At 63.8% G+C, this 17107-nt stretch carries 16 protein-coding genes and 1 pseudogene; 9 read left to right on the plus strand and 8 right to left on the minus strand.

Features of this window, described 5'->3' with window-relative positions:
* Window positions 1–226 precede the first annotated feature (226 nt).
* Complete coding sequence (gene zapE / locus ICI42_RS04810; protein WP_188163356.1) at window positions 227–1402, minus strand: cell division protein ZapE; 1176 nt, start codon at window positions 1400–1402, stop codon at window positions 227–229.
* Window positions 1403–1438: 36 nt separating this feature from the next.
* Window positions 1439–1963 (minus strand): AprI/Inh family metalloprotease inhibitor, encoded by a 525-nt coding sequence (locus tag ICI42_RS04815; protein ID WP_188163357.1) that lies wholly within the window; start codon window positions 1961–1963, stop codon window positions 1439–1441.
* Between the two features lie 215 nt (window positions 1964–2178).
* Here ICI42_RS04815 and ICI42_RS04820 point away from each other — a divergent pair, with 215 nt between their 5' ends.
* The 7 genes from ICI42_RS04820 (at window position 2179) to ICI42_RS04850 (ending at window position 8850) form a co-directional block, all read left to right on the plus strand.
* Window positions 2179–3192: an MBL fold metallo-hydrolase gene (locus tag ICI42_RS04820; RefSeq protein ID WP_188163358.1), complete on the plus strand. Its 1014-nt coding sequence runs from the start codon at window positions 2179–2181 to the stop codon at window positions 3190–3192.
* A gap of 70 nt (window positions 3193–3262) precedes the next feature.
* A complete protein-coding gene (gene dapF, locus ICI42_RS04825; RefSeq protein ID WP_188163359.1) occupies window positions 3263–4144 on the plus strand; it encodes a diaminopimelate epimerase in 882 nt (293 codons plus the stop codon).
* Complete coding sequence (gene mtaB / locus ICI42_RS04830) at window positions 4144–5424, plus strand: tRNA (N(6)-L-threonylcarbamoyladenosine(37)-C(2))-methylthiotransferase MtaB (RefSeq protein ID WP_188163360.1); 1281 nt, start codon at window positions 4144–4146, stop codon at window positions 5422–5424. Before dapF ends, mtaB begins: the two co-directional genes overlap by 1 nt.
* A 12-nt stretch (window positions 5425–5436) precedes the next feature.
* Window positions 5437–7209: a signal recognition particle-docking protein FtsY gene (ftsY, locus tag ICI42_RS04835; RefSeq protein ID WP_188163361.1), complete on the plus strand. Its 1773-nt coding sequence runs from the start codon at window positions 5437–5439 to the stop codon at window positions 7207–7209.
* Between the two features lie 53 nt (window positions 7210–7262).
* Window positions 7263–7916, plus strand: coding sequence for a septation protein A (locus tag ICI42_RS04840; RefSeq protein WP_188163362.1), 654 nt, complete (start codon window positions 7263–7265; stop codon window positions 7914–7916).
* Window positions 7917–7919: 3 nt separating this feature from the next.
* On the plus strand, window positions 7920–8534 hold the full coding sequence (locus tag ICI42_RS04845) for a pyridoxamine 5'-phosphate oxidase family protein (protein WP_188163363.1): 615 nt from the start codon (window positions 7920–7922) through the stop codon (window positions 8532–8534).
* A 160-nt stretch (window positions 8535–8694) separates the two neighbouring features.
* Entirely contained in the window at window positions 8695–8850 is a 156-nt protein-coding gene (locus ICI42_RS04850) for a hypothetical protein (RefSeq protein ID WP_188163364.1), read from the plus strand.
* Between the two features lie 16 nt (window positions 8851–8866).
* Here the strand turns inward: ICI42_RS04850 and ICI42_RS04855 are convergent, their stop codons facing one another.
* The 5 genes from ICI42_RS04855 to ccmA all read right to left on the minus strand — a co-directional run bounded on the left by ICI42_RS04855 (window position 8867) and on the right by ccmA (window position 12149).
* Window positions 8867–9940, minus strand: coding sequence for a DUF2332 domain-containing protein (locus ICI42_RS04855; RefSeq protein WP_230980147.1), 1074 nt, complete (start codon window positions 9938–9940; stop codon window positions 8867–8869).
* 27 nt (window positions 9941–9967) lie between these two features.
* Complete coding sequence (locus ICI42_RS04860) at window positions 9968–10555, minus strand: DsbE family thiol:disulfide interchange protein (RefSeq protein WP_188163365.1); 588 nt, start codon at window positions 10553–10555, stop codon at window positions 9968–9970.
* A complete protein-coding gene (gene ccmD / locus ICI42_RS04865) occupies window positions 10552–10716 on the minus strand; it encodes a heme exporter protein CcmD (protein ID WP_188163366.1) in 165 nt (54 codons plus the stop codon). The genes ICI42_RS04860 and ccmD overlap by 4 nt, the downstream gene beginning before the upstream one ends.
* 119 nt (window positions 10717–10835) lie before the next feature.
* On the minus strand, window positions 10836–11501 hold the full coding sequence (gene ccmB / locus ICI42_RS04870; RefSeq protein WP_188163367.1) for a heme exporter protein CcmB: 666 nt from the start codon (window positions 11499–11501) through the stop codon (window positions 10836–10838).
* A gap of 45 nt (window positions 11502–11546) precedes the next feature.
* Complete coding sequence (gene ccmA / locus ICI42_RS04875; RefSeq protein WP_188163368.1) at window positions 11547–12149, minus strand: heme ABC exporter ATP-binding protein CcmA; 603 nt, start codon at window positions 12147–12149, stop codon at window positions 11547–11549.
* 286 nt (window positions 12150–12435) lie between these two features.
* Between ccmA and acnA the strand changes: the two genes are divergently transcribed.
* Window positions 12436–15126 carry an aconitate hydratase AcnA gene (gene acnA / locus ICI42_RS04880; RefSeq protein ID WP_188163369.1) on the plus strand — a complete coding sequence of 897 codons (2691 nt, stop codon included), beginning with the start codon at window positions 12436–12438 and terminating at the stop codon, window positions 15124–15126.
* Between the two features lie 379 nt (window positions 15127–15505).
* A pseudogene (locus ICI42_RS24235) lies at window positions 15506–15694 on the plus strand (hypothetical protein); the annotation flags it as partial.
* 19 nt (window positions 15695–15713) lie between these two features.
* Here the strand turns inward: ICI42_RS24235 and ICI42_RS04890 are convergent.
* Window positions 15714–17090, minus strand: a complete 1377-nt coding sequence (locus ICI42_RS04890; protein ID WP_188163370.1) for an MFS transporter — start codon at window positions 17088–17090, stop codon at window positions 15714–15716.
* Between the last annotated feature and the right edge of the window lie 17 nt (window positions 17091–17107).

Raw genomic sequence — 17107 nt, forward strand, 5'->3', positions numbered from 1 at the left:
CCGATTCTTTTTGGCTCAAAGTTTTCAATCGTTTAGATCAAGTTTCATTTACGTAAACGTCAAAAATATATGACGAAATGGTGACTGCTTATCGACGAAACGCTCGGGCTGGACCGGCTACGTGTCGAAGATAGACGTTCTGTTCGGTGGGTCTTGGCAGTTTCCTGTGCTAATCGCACGGAAATCCTGGCGCGGGACGCAAAGCAGCGGAAGGCTGACGGTTGCTTCAGACCGCCTTCTGGAGCGTCCGCTCGTCGAAGTCTTCCAGCCACTCCTTGCCCTGCATCTCGATGAGACGCGACGCCGTACGGTCGAATTCGAATGCCTCGGTGCCGCGCCGCGCGACATAGAGCTCGGTCGGCCCAGCGGCGGCGCTGATCACCAGCCGGGCATGGTGGTCGTAAACGGTGTCGATGAACAGGATGAAACGCTTGGCCTCGTTGCGGTTGGCTTCCGCCATCACCGGCACATTGTCGACGAAGATGGTGCGGAAACGGCCGAGCAAAGCGAGATAATCGCGCGCGCCGAGCGGCCGACCGCAGAGCTCCGCAAAGGAAAACCGGGCGGCGTCGGCGGCTGCGAGCGGCACCTCGACCTGCCGGCCCTTGACCGTGACGGTCGTCGGCGCGGCAGCAGCGCCCTTGGTCATCACGGCCCAGATCTCGTCCATCTGCCGGTCGGTGTCAGGCCCGGGCGGGGTGAGATAGACCGGCATCCGGTTGAGTTTTTCCAGCCGGTAATCGGTATCGGCATCGAGATTGAGAACGGCGGCGTTGGCTTCCAGAATGGCGATGAACGGCATGAAAAGCTGCCGATTCAGCCCGTCGCGGTAGAGGTCGCGCGGTGCGACATTGGAGGTGGCGACCAGCACGACGCCAAGCGAGAACAGCGCCGAAAACAGCCGCGACAGGATCATCGCATTGGCGATATCGGTGACGGAAAACTCGTCGAAGCATAGCACCCAGGCTTCTTCGGCAAGTGCCTTGGCGACGGGCGGAATGGGGTCGTCTTCCTTGACGATGCCATCCTTGCGCGCCTGGCGGTGCTTCTGGATGCGGTCATGCGCATCGGCCATGAAGTCGTTGAAATGAACCCGCCGCTTGCGCCTGACCGGCAGCAGCTCGAAGAACATGTCCATCAGCATGGTCTTGCCGCGTCCGACCCCGCCATAGACGTAGAGGCCCTTGACCGGCTCGGGCGCGCGGCGCTTGGCGAACAGCCATCCCAGCGCGCTCGACTTGCGGGCGAGGCGCTTTACCGAAATCTCGACGATCATTCGGTCGAGCGCGGAGACCACCTCCTGCTGGGCGGGATCGAAGCGGATCGAGCCTGCCTCGACCATCTGGTCGTAGCGCTGCTTGACGGTCACATGGGTCTGTATGCCGTCTCGCAGGTGCTGCATGGCTTACTCTGGACTGGCGCGAACGAGAGGTCGGCGTTAGCGCGACAGGGACAGCGGCAAGCCGTTGGAGGTCTGTCCGTCGAAACGGCCCTGGCTGGAGGACGAAAGGCTCGCCAGGGTGCTGCCGTTTTCGTCGTACAGCGTCAGCTGCTTGCCGGCGACGTTCCACGACTTCACACCGTCCAGCGGTGCCGGGCAGCGCAGCGGGCCGGCACGGAAGCCCTGGCCGAATTTCGTCTGCGGCGTGGCGATGCGGCAGTTCTGGCCCGAAACGCTGGCGTTCCAGACGCCGGCCACGCTGCCCGCGGTCAGGTCCGGCGCGTTCGGATCGGTCTGCGGCGGCAGCGACGCGACCTGGGTGTTGGGCGGTGTCGGGAATTGCGAGGCGGGGGCGGGCGTCGCGGGAGGCGGAAGCTGGCCACTGGTCACGGTTCCGGCCGGTGCGGGCGGCAGCGGAGCGGGGCCGGCATTGACTTCGGAGAAGCGCGAGCTCTGGCAGCCTGACGCTGCGGCGAGCGCGGCGAAGGAAAGTGCCACAAGTGCCATTTTCGAGAGTGCCATGCAGGTCCTCCATCGAAGCCATCCCCGGCTTCGGGCGCGTTTCATGATGCCTTTCTAAAAAGGCCAAGATGGCAGCATTTCAACCGCATATGGTTAAAATACGGTTTGCGTTGGAGATTGTTGCAGAATTGTCTCACAAACTTTGACGAACGCATGGTTGAAAGCACCATATATTTGCTGGACCTCAATCAGAACGCCGGATCGCCAGACCAATCATGAAAAAGACCGTGGAGTCACCGGCCAACCGGTACTATGGCGGCCCGAACTCCGACCATTTCGACGGCAAGCTGTTCCACAATCCGGGCGGCGTGCTTCCGCTGGGCTTTCGCGATGTGCTGCGCTGGCAGTTCAACGGCCTTCGTTCGGCATGGCCGAAGGCTTGGCCGAGCCCCTTTCCACAGGCGAAGCCGCGGTGGCGAGTGACCGGCGAGGGGCTTTCGGTCACCATGGTCGGCCACTCCACGCTGCTGCTGCAGGTGGACGGCCTCAACATCCTCACCGATCCAGTCTGGTCGGAGCGTGCCTCGCCGGTGCGTTTCGCAGGCCCACGCCGGGTCAACGCGCCGGGCATCGCCTTTGACGATCTGCCGAAGATCGATATCGTCCTGCTCAGTCACAATCATTACGATCACATGGACATCGCCACCTTGCGGCGGCTGCATCAGGTCCATGATCCGTTGGTGATCACGCCGCTCGGCAATGACGCCATCGTCAGACCCGCAGTACCGATGCTGCGGGTGTCGGCGCATGACTGGGGCGATACGGTCGAGGCCGGAGAAGGCACCCGCATTCATGTCGAGCCGGCGCATCACTGGTCGGCGCGCGGCGCACGCGACCGCCGCATGGCGCTATGGGGCTCCTTCGTCCTCGAAACACCGGCCGGCCATGTTTACTTCGCCGGCGACACCGGCTTTCACGAAGGCCGCAACTACCGCCACATGGCTGAGAAATATGGCGGCTTTCGCTTGGCCATCCTGCCCATCGGCGCCTACGAGCCGCGTTGGTTCATGAAATCGCAGCATCAGGACCCCGATGAAGCGGTCGAGGCGATGCGCCTGCTCAATGCCGGCCATGTCGCCGGCTGTCACTGGGGCACGTTCCAATTGACCGACGAGCCTATCGAGGAGCCGCGCCAGCGTCTTCACGCAGCACTCGACCGGGAGGGCGTTTCGCGTGAGCTGTTCCGCGCTCTGCAGCCCGGCGAGGTCTGGCAGGTAGCAACGGTTTGAACAGCGCGAGACTGGTAATTGCCGCCGCTTTCCGCCATATAGGCCGCGGAACAACAGAAGCATCCGGACCATGCCTTCGAACGCGCCCTTCTCCAAGATGAACGGGGTCGGCAACGAGATCATCGTTGCCGACATGCGCGGGCGTGCGGACAGGATTTCGGCCGCCGCGGCCATCGCGCTCAACGCCGATGCCGCCACGCGCTTCGACCAGATCATGGCGATCCACGATCCCAGGACACCGGGCACCGATTATTTCATCGACATTCTCAATTCGGACGGCTCCGGCGCCCAGGCCTGCGGCAACGGCACGCGCTGCGTGGTCCAGGCGCTGGCTACCGAGACCGGCAGCACGCTGTTCACCTTCGAAACCGTGGCGGGGATACTCAAGGCCGAAGACCATGCCGACGGGCTGATTTCCGTCGATCTTGGTGCGCCGCGCTTCGGCTGGCAGGAGATTCCGCTGGCTGAGGAAGTCAGCGACACCCGCGCCATCGATCTGCGGATCGGGCCGGACGATGCGCCGGTGCTGCAGTCGCCTTCTGTGGTGTCGATGGGCAACCCACATGCCATTTTCTGGGTGGACAATGATGTGTGGTCCTACGAGCTCGACCGCTTCGGTCCACTGCTTGAAAATCATCCGATCTTTCCCGAGCGCGCCAACATCACCATCGCGCAGGTGACGGCGCGTGACGCGATGGTCATCCGCACCTGGGAGCGCGGCGCGGGCCTCACAAAGGCCTGCGGTTCTGCCGCCTGCGCCGCAGCCGTCGCCGGCGCCCGTACAGGTCGGACCGATCGCGCCGTGACCTTGACCGCGCCCGGCGGCGAGTTACGGGTCGAATGGCGCGAAGACGATCATGTGGTGTTGACCGGTCCCGCGGAGTGGGAGTTTTCCGGCTTCTTCGACCCGGCAACCGGTGCTTTCCTTCGCGAACAGCAGGGCGCGGCCTGATGGGGATCGAAGTCGTCACATTCGGCTGCCGTCTCAACACCTTCGAATCCGAGGTGATGCGGCGCGAGGCGGAAACAGCCGGCCTTGGCCAATTGAAGGACGGCGCCGTCATCTTCAACACCTGCGCCGTCACCGGCGAGGCCGTGCGCCAGTCCAAGCAGGCGATCCGCAAGGCGCGCCGCGAAAACCCCAATGCCCGGATCATCGTCACCGGCTGCGCTGCTCAGACCGATCCGGACGCCTTCGCCGGTATGGACGAAGTCGACCTCGTGCTCGGCAACGAGGAAAAGCTGAAGGCGCACAACTATCGCGCTCTGCCGGATTTCGGCGTCAACGATTTCGAGAAGGCCCGCGTAAACGACATCATGAGCGTGCGCGAGACCGCCGCCCATATGGTCGATGCCATCGAGGGCCGCGCCCGCGCCTTCGTGCAGGTGCAGAATGGCTGCGACCACCGCTGCACCTTCTGCATCATCCCCTATGGACGCGGCAATTCTCGCTCCGTGCCGATGGGTGCTGTGGTCGAGCAGATCAAGCGCCTCGTCGGCAACGGCTACGCCGAAGTGGTGTTGTCGGGCGTCGACATGACCAGCTATGGCGCGGACCTTCCCGGCGCGCCACGGCTGGGCAAGCTTGTCGCCACCATCCTGCGCCAGGTGCCGGATCTGCGCCGGCTACGGCTGTCCTCCATCGACTCCATCGAAGCCGACGACGACTTGCTGCAGGCCATCGCAACCGAAAAGCGGCTGATGCCGCATCTGCATCTGTCGTTGCAGTCGGGCGACGACATGATCCTCAAGCGGATGAAGCGCCGGCATCTGCGCGACCAGTCCATCGCCTTCTGCGCGGATGTGCGCAAGCTGCGCCCCGACATCGTCTTCGGCGCGGATATCATCGCCGGTTTCCCCACCGAAACCGATGACATGTTCGAGAACTCGCTGAAGATCGTCGAGGAATGCGGGCTGACGCATCTGCACGTCTTCCCCTTCAGCCCGCGCAAGGGCACGCCAGCCGCGCGCATGCCACAACTCGAGCGCGCGCTGGTCAAAAGCCGCGCCGCAAAGCTGCGCGCCGTGGGCGACACCGTTTATCGCAGGCATTTGGCAAGCCTTGCCGGCACACGCCAGGCGGTTCTTGTGGAGCGTGACGGGCTGGGCCGGACGGAAGGGTTCACCTTGGTCGGCGTGGATCGGGGCGCACCGGGCGAAATCGTCGAGGTCGACATCGCCGGACATGACGATGAACGGCTGCTTGCAGCGCCTGCCGCGCGCGCGGCCTGACGGAAAGACGGCATGGCCTTTAATTTCATCAAGAAAGTCTTTTCCTTCGGCAAGAAGGACGCGGAAGACCAGCCTGTAGAGGCGGTTGCCGATGTCGCGCTGCTCGAGGCCCGTCCGCCCGAGGCGGACGTTCCGGCGCCCGGCGCTGATGTTCCCGATTTTCTGAAACGCGAAACGCCCGAAGCCGCCGAACCGGAGCAGCCCAAGCCGGAGGAAACTCCGGTCGCCCCGCCGGAGCCTGCCGTAACGCCGGAGTCCGTGCCGGACGAAGCGCCGGCCCCGCCGCCTGCCGAACAGCCTTTGCCGGTGGACCCCGAGCAGCCGAAGCCTGCGCCGGTGGAGATGCCGCCCGAGACGCCGCAGCCGGAAACACCGGCGGAAACGCCGCCTGCTCCGCCCGCCGAGGTTCCCACGCCCGCACCTGCGGAAGTTCCCGCCGAAGACCCGCAGGAAGCCCCTGTTCCCGCGCCGTCGCCAGCGGAGCCGGAGCCTGCGCCTGTCGAGGTGCCGGCTCCCGTCGAGCCCGCGACGCCGGTCGAAGTTCCGCAGCAGCCTGTGGCGGAGGCCGTGCCGCAGGTGCTCGCCGAACTCAGAGCCGAGGCCGAAGCGAAGCTTGAGGAAGCGGAGCTTGATCCTGTAGTTGTCGAGAATAGGGATGAGACTGTATCGCCCCCTCATCCGGCTGCTTCGCAGCCACCTTCTCCCCGCTGGGGAGAAGAGGAAGCCGGCATCGCCGCTAATTTCGTAAAAGCGGATGAAGGGCAAACTGCCCGGCCGCAGCCAAAACCCGCTGCCGGCAAAGTCACGGTCCAGAAAAAGGTCGAGCAGAAGGGCGAAATCGCTCCCGTCGCGCCGCCTGCAGCTCCGCGCCAGACATGGTTCCAGCGGCTCCGCGAAGGGCTTTCGCGCTCGTCCAGGGAACTATCGGGCAACATTGCCGGCATCTTCACCAAGCGGAAGCTGGACGAAGAGACGCTGCAGGATCTGGAAGACGTGCTGATCCGCGCCGATCTCGGAGTCGAAACCGCGCTGCGCATCACCGACACGCTTGCCGCCAGCCGCTACGGCAAGGATGTCTCCGACCTCGAAGTGCGCACCGTCATGGCCGAGCAGATCGAGAAGGTGCTTGGTCCCGTCGCCATTCCGCTTGAGCTGGACCTGTCGCACAAGCCGCATGTCATTCTCGTCGTCGGCGTCAACGGCACGGGCAAGACCACGACCATCGGCAAGCTCGCGGCCAAGCTGACCTCGGGCGGGCTGTCAGTGATGCTGGCTGCCGGCGACACGTTCCGCGCCGCCGCCATCGAGCAACTGAAGATATGGGGCGAGCGCACCAATTCGCCAGTGATCGCCACCAAGCTTGGCGCCGATGCCGCCGGCCTCGCCTTCGATGCCTTCCAGAAGGCCAAAGAGGCCGGCTCCGACGTGCTGATCATCGACACCGCCGGCCGGCTGCAAAACAAGGCCGAGCTGATGGCGGAGCTGGAGAAGGTCGTCCGCGTGCTCGGCAAGCTCGATCCGGAAGCGCCGCACACCGTTTTGCAGACCGTGGACGCCACCACCGGCCAGAATGCGCTCAACCAGGTGGAGATTTTCCGCAACATCGCCGGCGTCAACGGCTTGGTGATGACCAAGCTGGACGGCACCGCGCGCGGCGGCATCCTGGTGGCGATTGCCGCCAAGCATCGCCTGCCGGTCTATTTCATCGGCGTCGGCGAGCAGATCGACGACCTCGAGCCCTTTTCCGCAAGCGATTTCGCCAAGGCGATTGCTGGAGTAGCATAACCGAGCGGAGCGGGCTGAGCCCGGCGCCGGTGCTGCGCAACACAAGGTTTTCCATGTCCGAACCCATTCTCGAGCGCGATCCGGCCGATCCCAGGCGCAAGCATATCAACCCTATGCTCAAGCTGGTGCTGGAACTGGGGCCATTGATGGTCTTCTTCTTCGCCAACACACGCGGCGAATGGCTGGCGCAGACATTTCCAATCCTCTCGGAGATGGGCGAGCCGCTCTTCATCGCCACCGGCCTGTTCATGGTCGCCACAGCGCTGGCGCTGGGCGTCTCCTGGGTGCTGACACGGTCGCTGCCGATCATGCCGCTGATCTCGGGCGTGGTGGTGCTGATCTTCGGCGGCCTGACGCTTTATCTGCAGGACGAACTGTTCATCAAGATGAAGCCGACCATCGTCAACACGCTGTTCGGCGTCATCCTGCTCGGCGGGCTTTATTTCAGGAAGTCGCTGCTCGGCTATGTCTTCGACGAGGCCTTTCGCATGGACGCGGAAGGCTGGCGCAAGCTGACCCTGCGCTGGGGCCTGTTCTTTCTGTTCCTCGCCGTGCTCAACGAAGTCGTCTGGCGCAATTTCTCGACCGACTTCTGGGTTGGCTTCAAGGTCTGGGCGACCACTCCGATCACGCTGCTGTTCACCGTTTCGCAGATGCCGCTGATCATGCGACATGCCATTGAGGATTCCGCCAAAACCAGGGAGTAGGCCATGGAGTTCATCGCTTCGCATGAAGACCTGAGGAAGCTCTACAAAGCGCCGGGCGACCTGCCTCTCCGCAAGGAGCTGAAGGCGCTCGACGGCCACGGCCGGTCCTTTCTCGCGCGCAGCCCGTTTGTGCTGGTAGGCTCCTCCGACGGCAAGGGCAATGCCGACGTCACGCCGCGCGGCGACCGGCCGGGCTTCGTCGCAGTGCTCGACGCCAACACCATCGCCATCCCCGACCGACCGGGCAACAACCGCCTCGACACGCTGGAAAACATCGTCGTCAATCCTTCGGTCGGACTGCTGTTCCTGATCCCCGGCATGAACGAGACGCTGCGCATCAATGGCGACGCGCGGATCACCGCGGACACCGCGCTGCGCGAGCAACTGGCAGCGGAGGGCAAGCTTCCGGTGTCGGTGATGGTGGTGACCGTGAAATCGGCCTATATGCATTGCGCCAAGGCGTTCATGCGCTCCCAGCTCTGGAAGCCGGAAAGCTGGCCCGATCGCGCCAGCCTGCCGACGCTGGGGCAGATCCTGCACGACCAGCTCGCGCTCGCCGAGACAGCCGACACGATGGACCGCAATCTCGACGAAGCCTATAGCCGCACCCTCTGGTAGGCGTTACCCCAAGGTTAACATCGTCTTAGGACGGCCATGCGATTTGCGCATTGCTGCAATGCAGCATCTTATGTTGCGCTGCACTGGAACTCTGCGATGCTCATCACCAGTTCAAGGGAGGATAAAAGCCGCTCATGCGGCACCTTGAAAGGACTGCATCATGATCTTCAACGATCTTCAGAACCGCTTCGCCAAGCGCCGCCAGTACAAGCGCCTCGTTGCCGAAATCGATACGCTGACCCCGCGCGACCTTACCGACATCCGCGCCGACCGCAGCGAACTACTCTACCGCGCTTACCAGCAGGTCTACGGCTGATCGCCGAGGTTGGGGCTTAGCCCAGCCATTCGATCGAGCGTCCGTGAAAATCGCAACGGGCGAGACGCCGCGTCTCGCCGCCGGGCCACAGGGTCAGGCTCAGCGTTGCGAACGGATCGGCGACAGCGACCGCTTCCATCCTCAGCCAGGCAATCGGCGCGGCGCTTGTGGCGTTACGCCCGGCCGTCTTGAGAAGGTGGCGGATGTCCTCGCGCTCGCGTTCGGACATGTATTGCCACATAATCGAGTGAAACAGCACGAACGCCGCCCCTTCTTTATGGGCGGCGAGTTGGCGGCGCAGAAACGCCGCCGCGTTCATGGTTTCGACCGAGAACTCTACCCGCTTCGCGATGGCGATGGCCGCGTCCAGGCGCTTCAACCTGTCGGTCTGGTCGGCCCAGACGTAGGAGCGCAGGCGCAGGCGCGCTGCCTCGTCGGTCAAGTCGACCGGCGCGATATCGCAGCCCTGCCGCGACAGGATTTCAAGCGCTCCGTGAAGTAGAGGCAGCCTGCCGGTCACCTCGGGTGTCAGCCTGGCCCCCGACAGGGCGTCGCCCCAGCAGAGATCTCCATAGGCATAGTGGAAACGGTCGAACAGCATGTTCAGCCCGGCGCTCGAACCGATCTCGTTCAGCGCCAGCGGCAGGCCGGTTTCGCGCGCAATCGTCAGGAAGCCAGGCAACAGCATGGCCGAGCGCGCCGTCTCGTTGGTCTGCGGGGCGCTGTCGAGCGCTGTCGAAAGCACAGCATCGTTGCGCGCAATGGCGCTCGGCAGGACAGCGACAAGTGCGTCCTCGTCCGCCTCAGAGGGTGGATAGACCGCGCTCAGGGCAGCATCGGCCCCCGTCAGCACCAGTCCGTGCAGTCCGCCGCAAAGGCGAAGCGCCAGCGCATCCCAGCGCGGGTTGCCCGGCCAGGACAGCACCCGCCGTCCCGTATGCGTCGTATCCTCGAGAATCCGGGTCAATGCCCGGCACAGGCTGCCGGTGAAAGGCGACCCAAGGCGGTCGCAGGCCATTGCCTGATGCTCGAAATGATCGCCAATCCGATCGTCGGGCGCGGCCATGATGAAGTCGGGTTTGCTAGCCATGCGGAAAGACATAGCGCAGCCGGTCTTTTATGGCGAGGCGGCGAGCGCCTTTTCGATTTCCGGCATGATGGTGGTTGCCGCCGCCTGCGGCGACAGCGGGCCGACATGCTTGAACAGGATCTTGCCGTCCTTGCCGATGAGGAAGGTTTCCGGAACGCCATAGACGCCCCAGTCGATGGCGGTGCGGCCATTCTGGTCGACGCCTATGGCTGAAAACGGGTTGCCGAGATCGCCGAGGAAGCGCCGTGCATTCTCCGGCTTGTCCTTGTAGTTCAGGCCGGCGATGGAAAAGCGCTTGTCCTGCGACAGAGCCAGAAGCACCGGATGCTCCTCGCGGCATGGCGCGCACCACGAAGCCCAGACATTGACCAGCGTCACCTTGCCGGCAAGGTCCCTGGATTCGAGGCCGGGCAATTGCATGCCCTCGAGCGGGGGCAGGGAGGTGACCGGGGCAGCCTGGCCGATCAGGGCGGATGGCACGGCGGCGATATCGCGTCCCGACAAAAGCTGCATCAGGAAGACGCCGGCCAGGGCCGTGAACACCAGCAAGGGCAGGAGCACGATCAGCCTTGGGCCGCGCCGCGCCGAGGTCGGTTGCTGGGTTTGATCGGTCATAGTGTCTCGCGGTCCGACCGCCGCCGCAGACCCGCCGCCTGAAGCTCGGCGATTTCCCGCCGTCGTCCGCGCTGGTCCATCAGGATCCAGCCGATCAGCCCGGCAACGGCAATGGCCGATATGGCATAGGCAGCCGTGACGTAGAGCGCATGCGCCGTCATTCGCTATGGCTCCTCGTCGCAAATATCGTCGGTTCGACCTTCATGTCTTCCCAATAGCCCTCAGGTGGCGGCTGTGCAATTGCGCCGCGTGCCGCAGGCAGAGCCTCAAGCAAACGTGTTCAGTCCGCCCCGAAGCGCAGTGCGACAGCGGCCGCGACCGGCCCCAGAATGGCAAGGAACAGGCTGAGCGCCGACAGCATCAGGAAGGGTTGCAGGAACGGGTCGGGCTCCGCCACAGCACCGTAACTTGCCGAAACGCCGAAGATCAGCACCGGAATGACGATCGGCAGGACGAGCACTGAGACCAGAAGCCCGCCGCGCGGCAACGCTACCGCTACGGCAGCACCCGCCGCGCCGACGAAGACGATGGCCGGCGTGCCCACCAGCAAGGTCAGTGTGGAGGCGCCGATGCCGGCCGGCTCCATATTCATGAACAGGCCAAGCAAGGGTGCGGCCACCACCAGGGGCAGCACGCTTGCGGTCCAGTGCGCCAGGCATTTGACGAAGATCGACAGCGCCAGCATGTGACGCTCGTCGGCCATGATGAGCAGATCGAGCGAACCGTCCTCGCGTTCGGCCTGAAACAGCCGGTCGAGCCCGAGCAGGCAGGCCAACAGCGCGCCGATCCACAGGATCGCAGGGCCGATGCGCGCCAGAAGGTTGAGGTCGGGGCCGACGCCGAACGGAATGGTGACGATGACGGCGAGGAAGAACAGCACGCCCGTCAGCGCCCCGCCGCCGGCGCGGATGCCAAGCTTCAGGTCGCGGAGGTAGAGCGCTAGCATGCCGGCAGGCCAGAGGGGGGTGATCGGAAGACGCTACACATCATCTCAAAGCACCTCCATCTCCAGCGCCTGCATCCCCTCCACCCCCAATGGCAGATGCGTCGCGGCGACCAGGATACCGCCCTCGGCCAGATGCGCGGTCATCAGTCCGGCAAGCCGTCGCTCCGAGGCTTTGTCCAAGCCCGCCGTCGGTTCGTCGAGCAGCCAGATCGGGCGATGACTGACCAGAAGCCGGGCAATCGACGACCGCCGCCGCTGACCGGTCGAGAGATAACCGAAGGGCAGGTGGCCGATGCCGTCCAGGCCGACCGCTTCCAGTGCCTCATCCGGCGCAAGGCGCGGTGCGCCGAGAAAATCCTGCCAGAACAGCAGGTTCTCCGTCACCGTCAGCGCTGTCTTCATACCGTTCTCGTGGCCGAGATAGTGGCAGGCGGCGGCGACGTCCTCGAACTCGCCGCCATCCTCCAGACGAATCGACCCGCGCGCCACAGGCAACAGGCCGGCCATCACGCGCAGAAGCGTCGACTTGCCCGAACCGTTGGCGCCGGTCACCACAAGGCCGTCGCCTTGGGCCAGGGAAAAGGAGATGTCGGAAAAGACGATCTCGCTGCCACGGTCGCCCCCCAGTCTGTCCGCAATCAGTCGCATGATGCTCCCAACGAAACGATTCATGGCTGTGCCGTTGCGACGCAACAAAATAGCCGATTCTTCGTCTAGAACTATTCCAGGAAATTCTCTATATGCGGGTTACCAACCCCAGCGGTCGGGGAAGGCATTTAAAATATTGCGCCGAACCAACACACGCGCCGCCTTGAACGGCTCGGGTTGCTTGGGACCGGACAGCGGAAATGGCCGTACCCGCACCTTTGCGCGTGATTGCATGCCCATCGGAGTCCGTTCCCTTTCAGGCTGAACAGACAAGGATGGAACGCACGTGTCCAAATCACTAGACAGTTTCAATTGCCGCCGCACGCTGACCGCTGGCGGTAAGGATTATATATATTACAACCTGTTGGAGGCCGAAAAGAACGGCCTGACCGGCGCTTCCCAGCTTCCTTATTCGATGAAGGTTCTGCTCGAGAACCTGCTGCGCAACGAAGACGGTCGCTCCGTTACCAAGGAGTCGATCCAGGCCGTCGCCAACTGGCTGGTCGACAAGGGCACCGCCGGCGTTGAAATCGCCTACCGTCCCGCCCGCGTGCTGATGCAGGACTTCACCGGCGTGCCCGCCGTCGTCGATCTCGCGGCCATGCGCGACGGCATCAAGGCGCTCGGCGGCGACCCCGAGAAGATCAACCCGCTGGTTCCTGTCGACCTCGTCATCGACCACTCCGTCATCGTCGACGAATTCGGTACTCCGCTGGCTTTCGCCCGCAATGTCGAGCTCGAATATGAGCGCAACGAAGAGCGCTACAAGTTCCTGAAATGGGGCCAGCAGGCATTCCGCAACTTCCGCGTCGTGCCGCCCGGCACCGGCATCTGCCACCAGGTCAATCTCGAATATCTCGGCCAGGTCGTCTGGACCAATGACGAGACCGGCGAAACCGTCGCCTATCCCGATACCTGCGTCGGCACCGATTCCCACACCACCATGATCAACGGCCTGGGCGTTCTGGGCTGGGGCGTCGGCGGCATCGAGGCGGAGGCCGCGATGCTCGGCCAGCCGGTCTCCATGCTGTTGCCCGAGGTCATCGGCTTCCGCCTTACCGGCAAGCTCAAGGAAGGCGTCACCGCCACCGACCTGGTGCTGACCGTGACCCAGATGCTGCGCAAGAAGGGCGTCGTCGGCAAGTTCGTCGAGTTCTTCGGCCCCGGCCTGTCCAACATGACGCTGGCCGATCGCGCCACCATCGGCAACATGGCGCCGGAATATGGCGCCACCTGCGGCTTCTTCCCCGTCGATGCCGAGACCATCCGCTACCTCAACATGTCCGGTCGCGCCGAAGACCGCATCGCGCTGGTCGAGGAATATTCCAAGGCGCAGGGCATGTGGCGCACCGCCGAATCCGCCGACCCGGTGTTCACCGACCTGCTCGAACTCGACATGTCGGAAGTGGTCCCCTCAATGGCCGGTCCGAAGCGTCCTGAAGGCCGCATCGCGCTGGAAGGCATCGCCTCCGGTTTTGCGACCGCGCTGGAGAAGGAATACAAGAAGACCGTCGACACCGCCAAGCGCTATGCGGTCGAGGGCGAGAGCTTCGATCTCGGCCATGGCGACGTCGCCATCGCTGCCATCACCTCCTGCACCAACACCTCCAACCCGTCGGTGCTGATCGGCGCGGGCCTGCTCGCCCGCAATGCCAATCGCCTCGGCCTCAAGCAGAAGCCGTGGGTGAAGACCTCGCTCGCCCCCGGCAGCCAAGTTGTTGCCGAATATCTGGAAAAGGCCGGCCTGCAGAAGGAACTCGACCAGATCGGCTTCAACCTCGTCGGCTTCGGCTGCACCACCTGCATCGGCAATTCCGGCCCGTTGCCGGCACCGATCTCCAAGACCATCAACGACAAGGGCCTGATCGCGGCCGCCGTCCTGTCCGGCAACCGCAACTTCGAAGGCCGCGTGTCGCCCGACGTTCAGGCCAACTATCTGGCGTCGCCGCCGCTGGTCGTCGCCTACGCGCTTGCCGGTTCGGTCACCAAGGACCTGACCACCGAGCCGCTGGGCGAGGACAGGGACGGCAACCCGGTGTTCCTCAAGGACATCTGGCCGACCAGCCAGGAGATCGACAGGTTCATCGCCGAAAACGTCACGCGCGAACTGTTCGCTCGCAAATATGCGGATGTCTTCAAGGGCGACGAGAACTGGCAGAAGGTGCAGGCGCCGGAAGGCCAGACCTACACCTGGGACGACAAGTCGACCTATGTGCAGAACCCGCCTTACTTCGTCGGCATGCAGAAGACCTTCGGCGCGATCGGCGACATCAAGGGCGCGCGCGTGCTCGGCCTGTTCGGCGACAAGATCACCACCGACCACATTTCTCCGGCCGGTTCGATCAAGGCGGCGTCGCCTGCCGGCAAGTACCTTACCGAGAACGGCGTCGGCGTTGCCGATTTCAACCAGTACGGCACGCGTCGCGGCAACCATGAAGTGATGATGCGCGGCACCTTCGCCAACATCCGCATCCGCAACCACATGCTGGGCGAGAACGGCAGGGAGGGCGGCTACACGATCCACTATCCTTCGAAGGAAGAGATGTCGATCTATGACGCTGCCATGGAGTACCGCAAGGAAGGCGTGCCGCTGGTGATCTTCGCCGGCATCGAGTACGGCAACGGCTCGTCGCGCGACTGGGCTGCCAAGGGCACCAACCTGCTTGGCGTCAAGGCGGTCATCGCCCAGTCCTTCGAGCGCATCCACCGCTCGAACCTGGTCGGCATGGGCATCATCCCGTTCGTGTTCGAGAATGGCACCTCCTGGGCCTCGCTGGGCCTGAAGGGCGACGAGATCGTCGAGATCGACGGCATCGAGACTATCCGCCCGCGCCAGACGATGGTGGCCAAGGTGACCATGGGCGACGGCACGGTAAAGAACGTGCCGATCCTCTGCCGCATCGATACGGTCGACGAACTCGACTACTACAAGAACGGCGGAATCCTGCAGTACGTGCTGCGCGACCTCGCCGCCTGATCGGACAGCGCATCGATGATAGAGAGCGCCGGGGTTTTTGCCCCGGCGTTTTTTTGACTCGAGCAAGGCAAAGAAAGCCTGTCCCGCCCGGATCGTTTCTCGCCCTTGCGTGTTTTCTCCTCACAGCCAGGAGGAAGCCATGACTGATAAAACCGACTACGAAAGCGGCGCCCGCGCGCCTAAGCCCGCCCGTCCGGAGGATATGCATCCGGAGTTCAGCCAGGATGCGGCCACGAACAAGAGGCCGAATGACCAGTTCGGGTTGACCGAGCCGACAAACGATGTCGACGAAAAGACCCGCCATTCAGATGGCCAGCAGCCGTCCGCCAGCTCTGCCGAGAAAGTCGCAGGGGCTGCGCCCGCCTTAGCCGAGCATTCGAAGGACGCCTATGAAGGGGCGCCAGGAACCACCGATCAACGGCCGAGATGGGAAGGCCCGGAAGAGACCCGCCCGCGCGGCTATCTTCCTGCCAAGGACAATCCCGATGAGGATCGCGATGCGGCCGGCGAGAACCTGAAGGACCCCGAGCGGTCTGGTGTCTCCGACGCCTTCAAACAGAAATCGTAGAGGCGTATCGCCTGAATGGTCAGTCGACCGGGCGCCCTGCGGGATAGGGCGTCCGGATCAGGATCATCAGCCCGCCCACGAGAAAGGCTGCGATCACGGCCATGCCAAGGCGCGGCGACCCTGATATCGCCGTTACTGTCGCCACCAGAAACGGCGCCAGGAAGCTCGTCGCCCGACCGGTCAGGGCATAGATGCCGAAATAACGGCCGGCCTCCGAAATCGTGACACTGCGCGCCATATAGGATCGCGACGAGGCCTGAACCGGGCCGAAAGCGATGCCGACGAGCAGGCCGAATGCGATATAGGCTTTTTCGGCAGGCGTTCCGAACAGGCCGCCGCTGTCGGCGCCCGGCATTTGCCAAAGACCGAACAAGGTGTAGCCCGCGCCGGTCGAAACAATGCCTATGGTCGCAATCGTCAGCAGAACCAGCGAGCCCACCACCACCGCTTTGGAGCCGAATAGGGTATCCAGCCGGCTGGCGACGAGACAACCGACCACAGCCACGACATTGAGGATGATGCCGAACAGGCCGATCTCGGTGATCGACCAGGCGAACATGGCGGCGGCAAACGCCCCACCCAGCGCGAGCAGGGCGTTCACCCCGTCCTGATAGATCATGCGCGAAATCATGAAGCGGAAGATGCCCGGCCGGAGCCGAACCTCGCCCAGCGTCGATTTGAGTTCTGAAAGCCCGGCTCGGATCGCAGGGCCGATCGCAAGGCCCTTCGCGGCATCGGGCGTGAACAGGAACATCGGCAGCACGAACACCAGATACCATAGCGCCGACAAAGGCCCGGTGGCGCGCGCATCCTCGCCCTTGAGCGGGTCTAATCCCCAGAGCGGATCGATACCGATGATGGTCTTTCCGGTTTCCGGCGAGCCGGCCAGGAAAGCGACCACGAAGATCAGCGCAATCATGCCGCCGAGATAGCCCAAACCCCAGGCGATGTTGGAAATGCGCCCGATATTCGCCTTGGAGACCAGCCGCGGCATCATGGAATCGTTGAAGACGATGGAGAATTCGGCGGCAATCGACGCCAGCGCGAACAGCAGAACGACTGGAATCAGCGGCGAACCCGGCGCGGCATACCAGAGCAGGCTGAGGCTGACGATCTGGATGACGGCGAAGAAGCCGATCCACGGTTTGCGCCGGCCGGTCTGATCGGCGATGGAGCCGAGGATCGGCGACAGGACGGCGATGAACAGGCCTCCGACCGCAATGCCATAGCCCCATGCAGCCTGGCCCTCCGCCGGGTCACTCGCCATGCGGGATACGAAATAGGGCCCGAAAATGAAGGTGGTGATGACGGTGAAGAAGGGTTGGGCTGCCCAGTCGAACAGCATCCAGCCCCAGATGCCCCTGCGCGCTACAGGCTCGACACGGCCTTCGTTCATCGGGGATCCATTTCCGC

Origin of the sequence: Oryzicola mucosus (genome assembly GCF_014534685.1) — a bacterium.
GTDB classification, from domain to species: domain Bacteria; phylum Pseudomonadota; class Alphaproteobacteria; order Rhizobiales; family Rhizobiaceae; genus Oryzicola; species Oryzicola mucosus.

Excerpts from the sequence above, each read along its gene's own strand:
- dapF (WP_188163359.1), top strand. The coding sequence starts at position 3,263 with ATGCCTTCGAACGCGCCCTTCTCCAAGATGAACGGGGTCGGCAACGAG.
- ICI42_RS04850 (WP_188163364.1), top strand. The coding sequence starts at position 8,695 with ATGATCTTCAACGATCTTCAGAACCGCTTCGCCAAGCGCCGCCAGTAC.
- ICI42_RS04840 (WP_188163362.1), top strand. The coding sequence starts at position 7,263 with ATGTCCGAACCCATTCTCGAGCGCGATCCGGCCGATCCCAGGCGCAAG.
- mtaB (WP_188163360.1), top strand. The coding sequence starts at position 4,144 with ATGGGGATCGAAGTCGTCACATTCGGCTGCCGTCTCAACACCTTCGAA.
- ICI42_RS04860 (WP_188163365.1), bottom strand. The coding sequence starts at position 10,555 with ATGACCGATCAAACCCAGCAACCGACCTCGGCGCGGCGCGGCCCAAGG.
- ICI42_RS04855 (WP_230980147.1), bottom strand. The coding sequence starts at position 9,940 with ATGGCTAGCAAACCCGACTTCATCATGGCCGCGCCCGACGATCGGATT.
- ccmB (WP_188163367.1), bottom strand. The coding sequence starts at position 11,501 with ATGCTAGCGCTCTACCTCCGCGACCTGAAGCTTGGCATCCGCGCCGGC.
- ICI42_RS04890 (WP_188163370.1), bottom strand. The coding sequence starts at position 17,090 with ATGAACGAAGGCCGTGTCGAGCCTGTAGCGCGCAGGGGCATCTGGGGC.
- ICI42_RS04845 (WP_188163363.1), top strand. The coding sequence starts at position 7,920 with ATGGAGTTCATCGCTTCGCATGAAGACCTGAGGAAGCTCTACAAAGCG.
- ICI42_RS04820 (WP_188163358.1), top strand. The coding sequence starts at position 2,179 with ATGAAAAAGACCGTGGAGTCACCGGCCAACCGGTACTATGGCGGCCCG.
- zapE (WP_188163356.1), bottom strand. The coding sequence starts at position 1,402 with ATGCAGCACCTGCGAGACGGCATACAGACCCATGTGACCGTCAAGCAG.
- ICI42_RS04815 (WP_188163357.1), bottom strand. The coding sequence starts at position 1,963 with ATGGCACTCTCGAAAATGGCACTTGTGGCACTTTCCTTCGCCGCGCTC.
- ccmD (WP_188163366.1), bottom strand. The coding sequence starts at position 10,716 with ATGACGGCGCATGCGCTCTACGTCACGGCTGCCTATGCCATATCGGCC.
- ccmA (WP_188163368.1), bottom strand. The coding sequence starts at position 12,149 with ATGCGACTGATTGCGGACAGACTGGGGGGCGACCGTGGCAGCGAGATC.
- ftsY (WP_188163361.1), top strand. The coding sequence starts at position 5,437 with ATGGCCTTTAATTTCATCAAGAAAGTCTTTTCCTTCGGCAAGAAGGAC.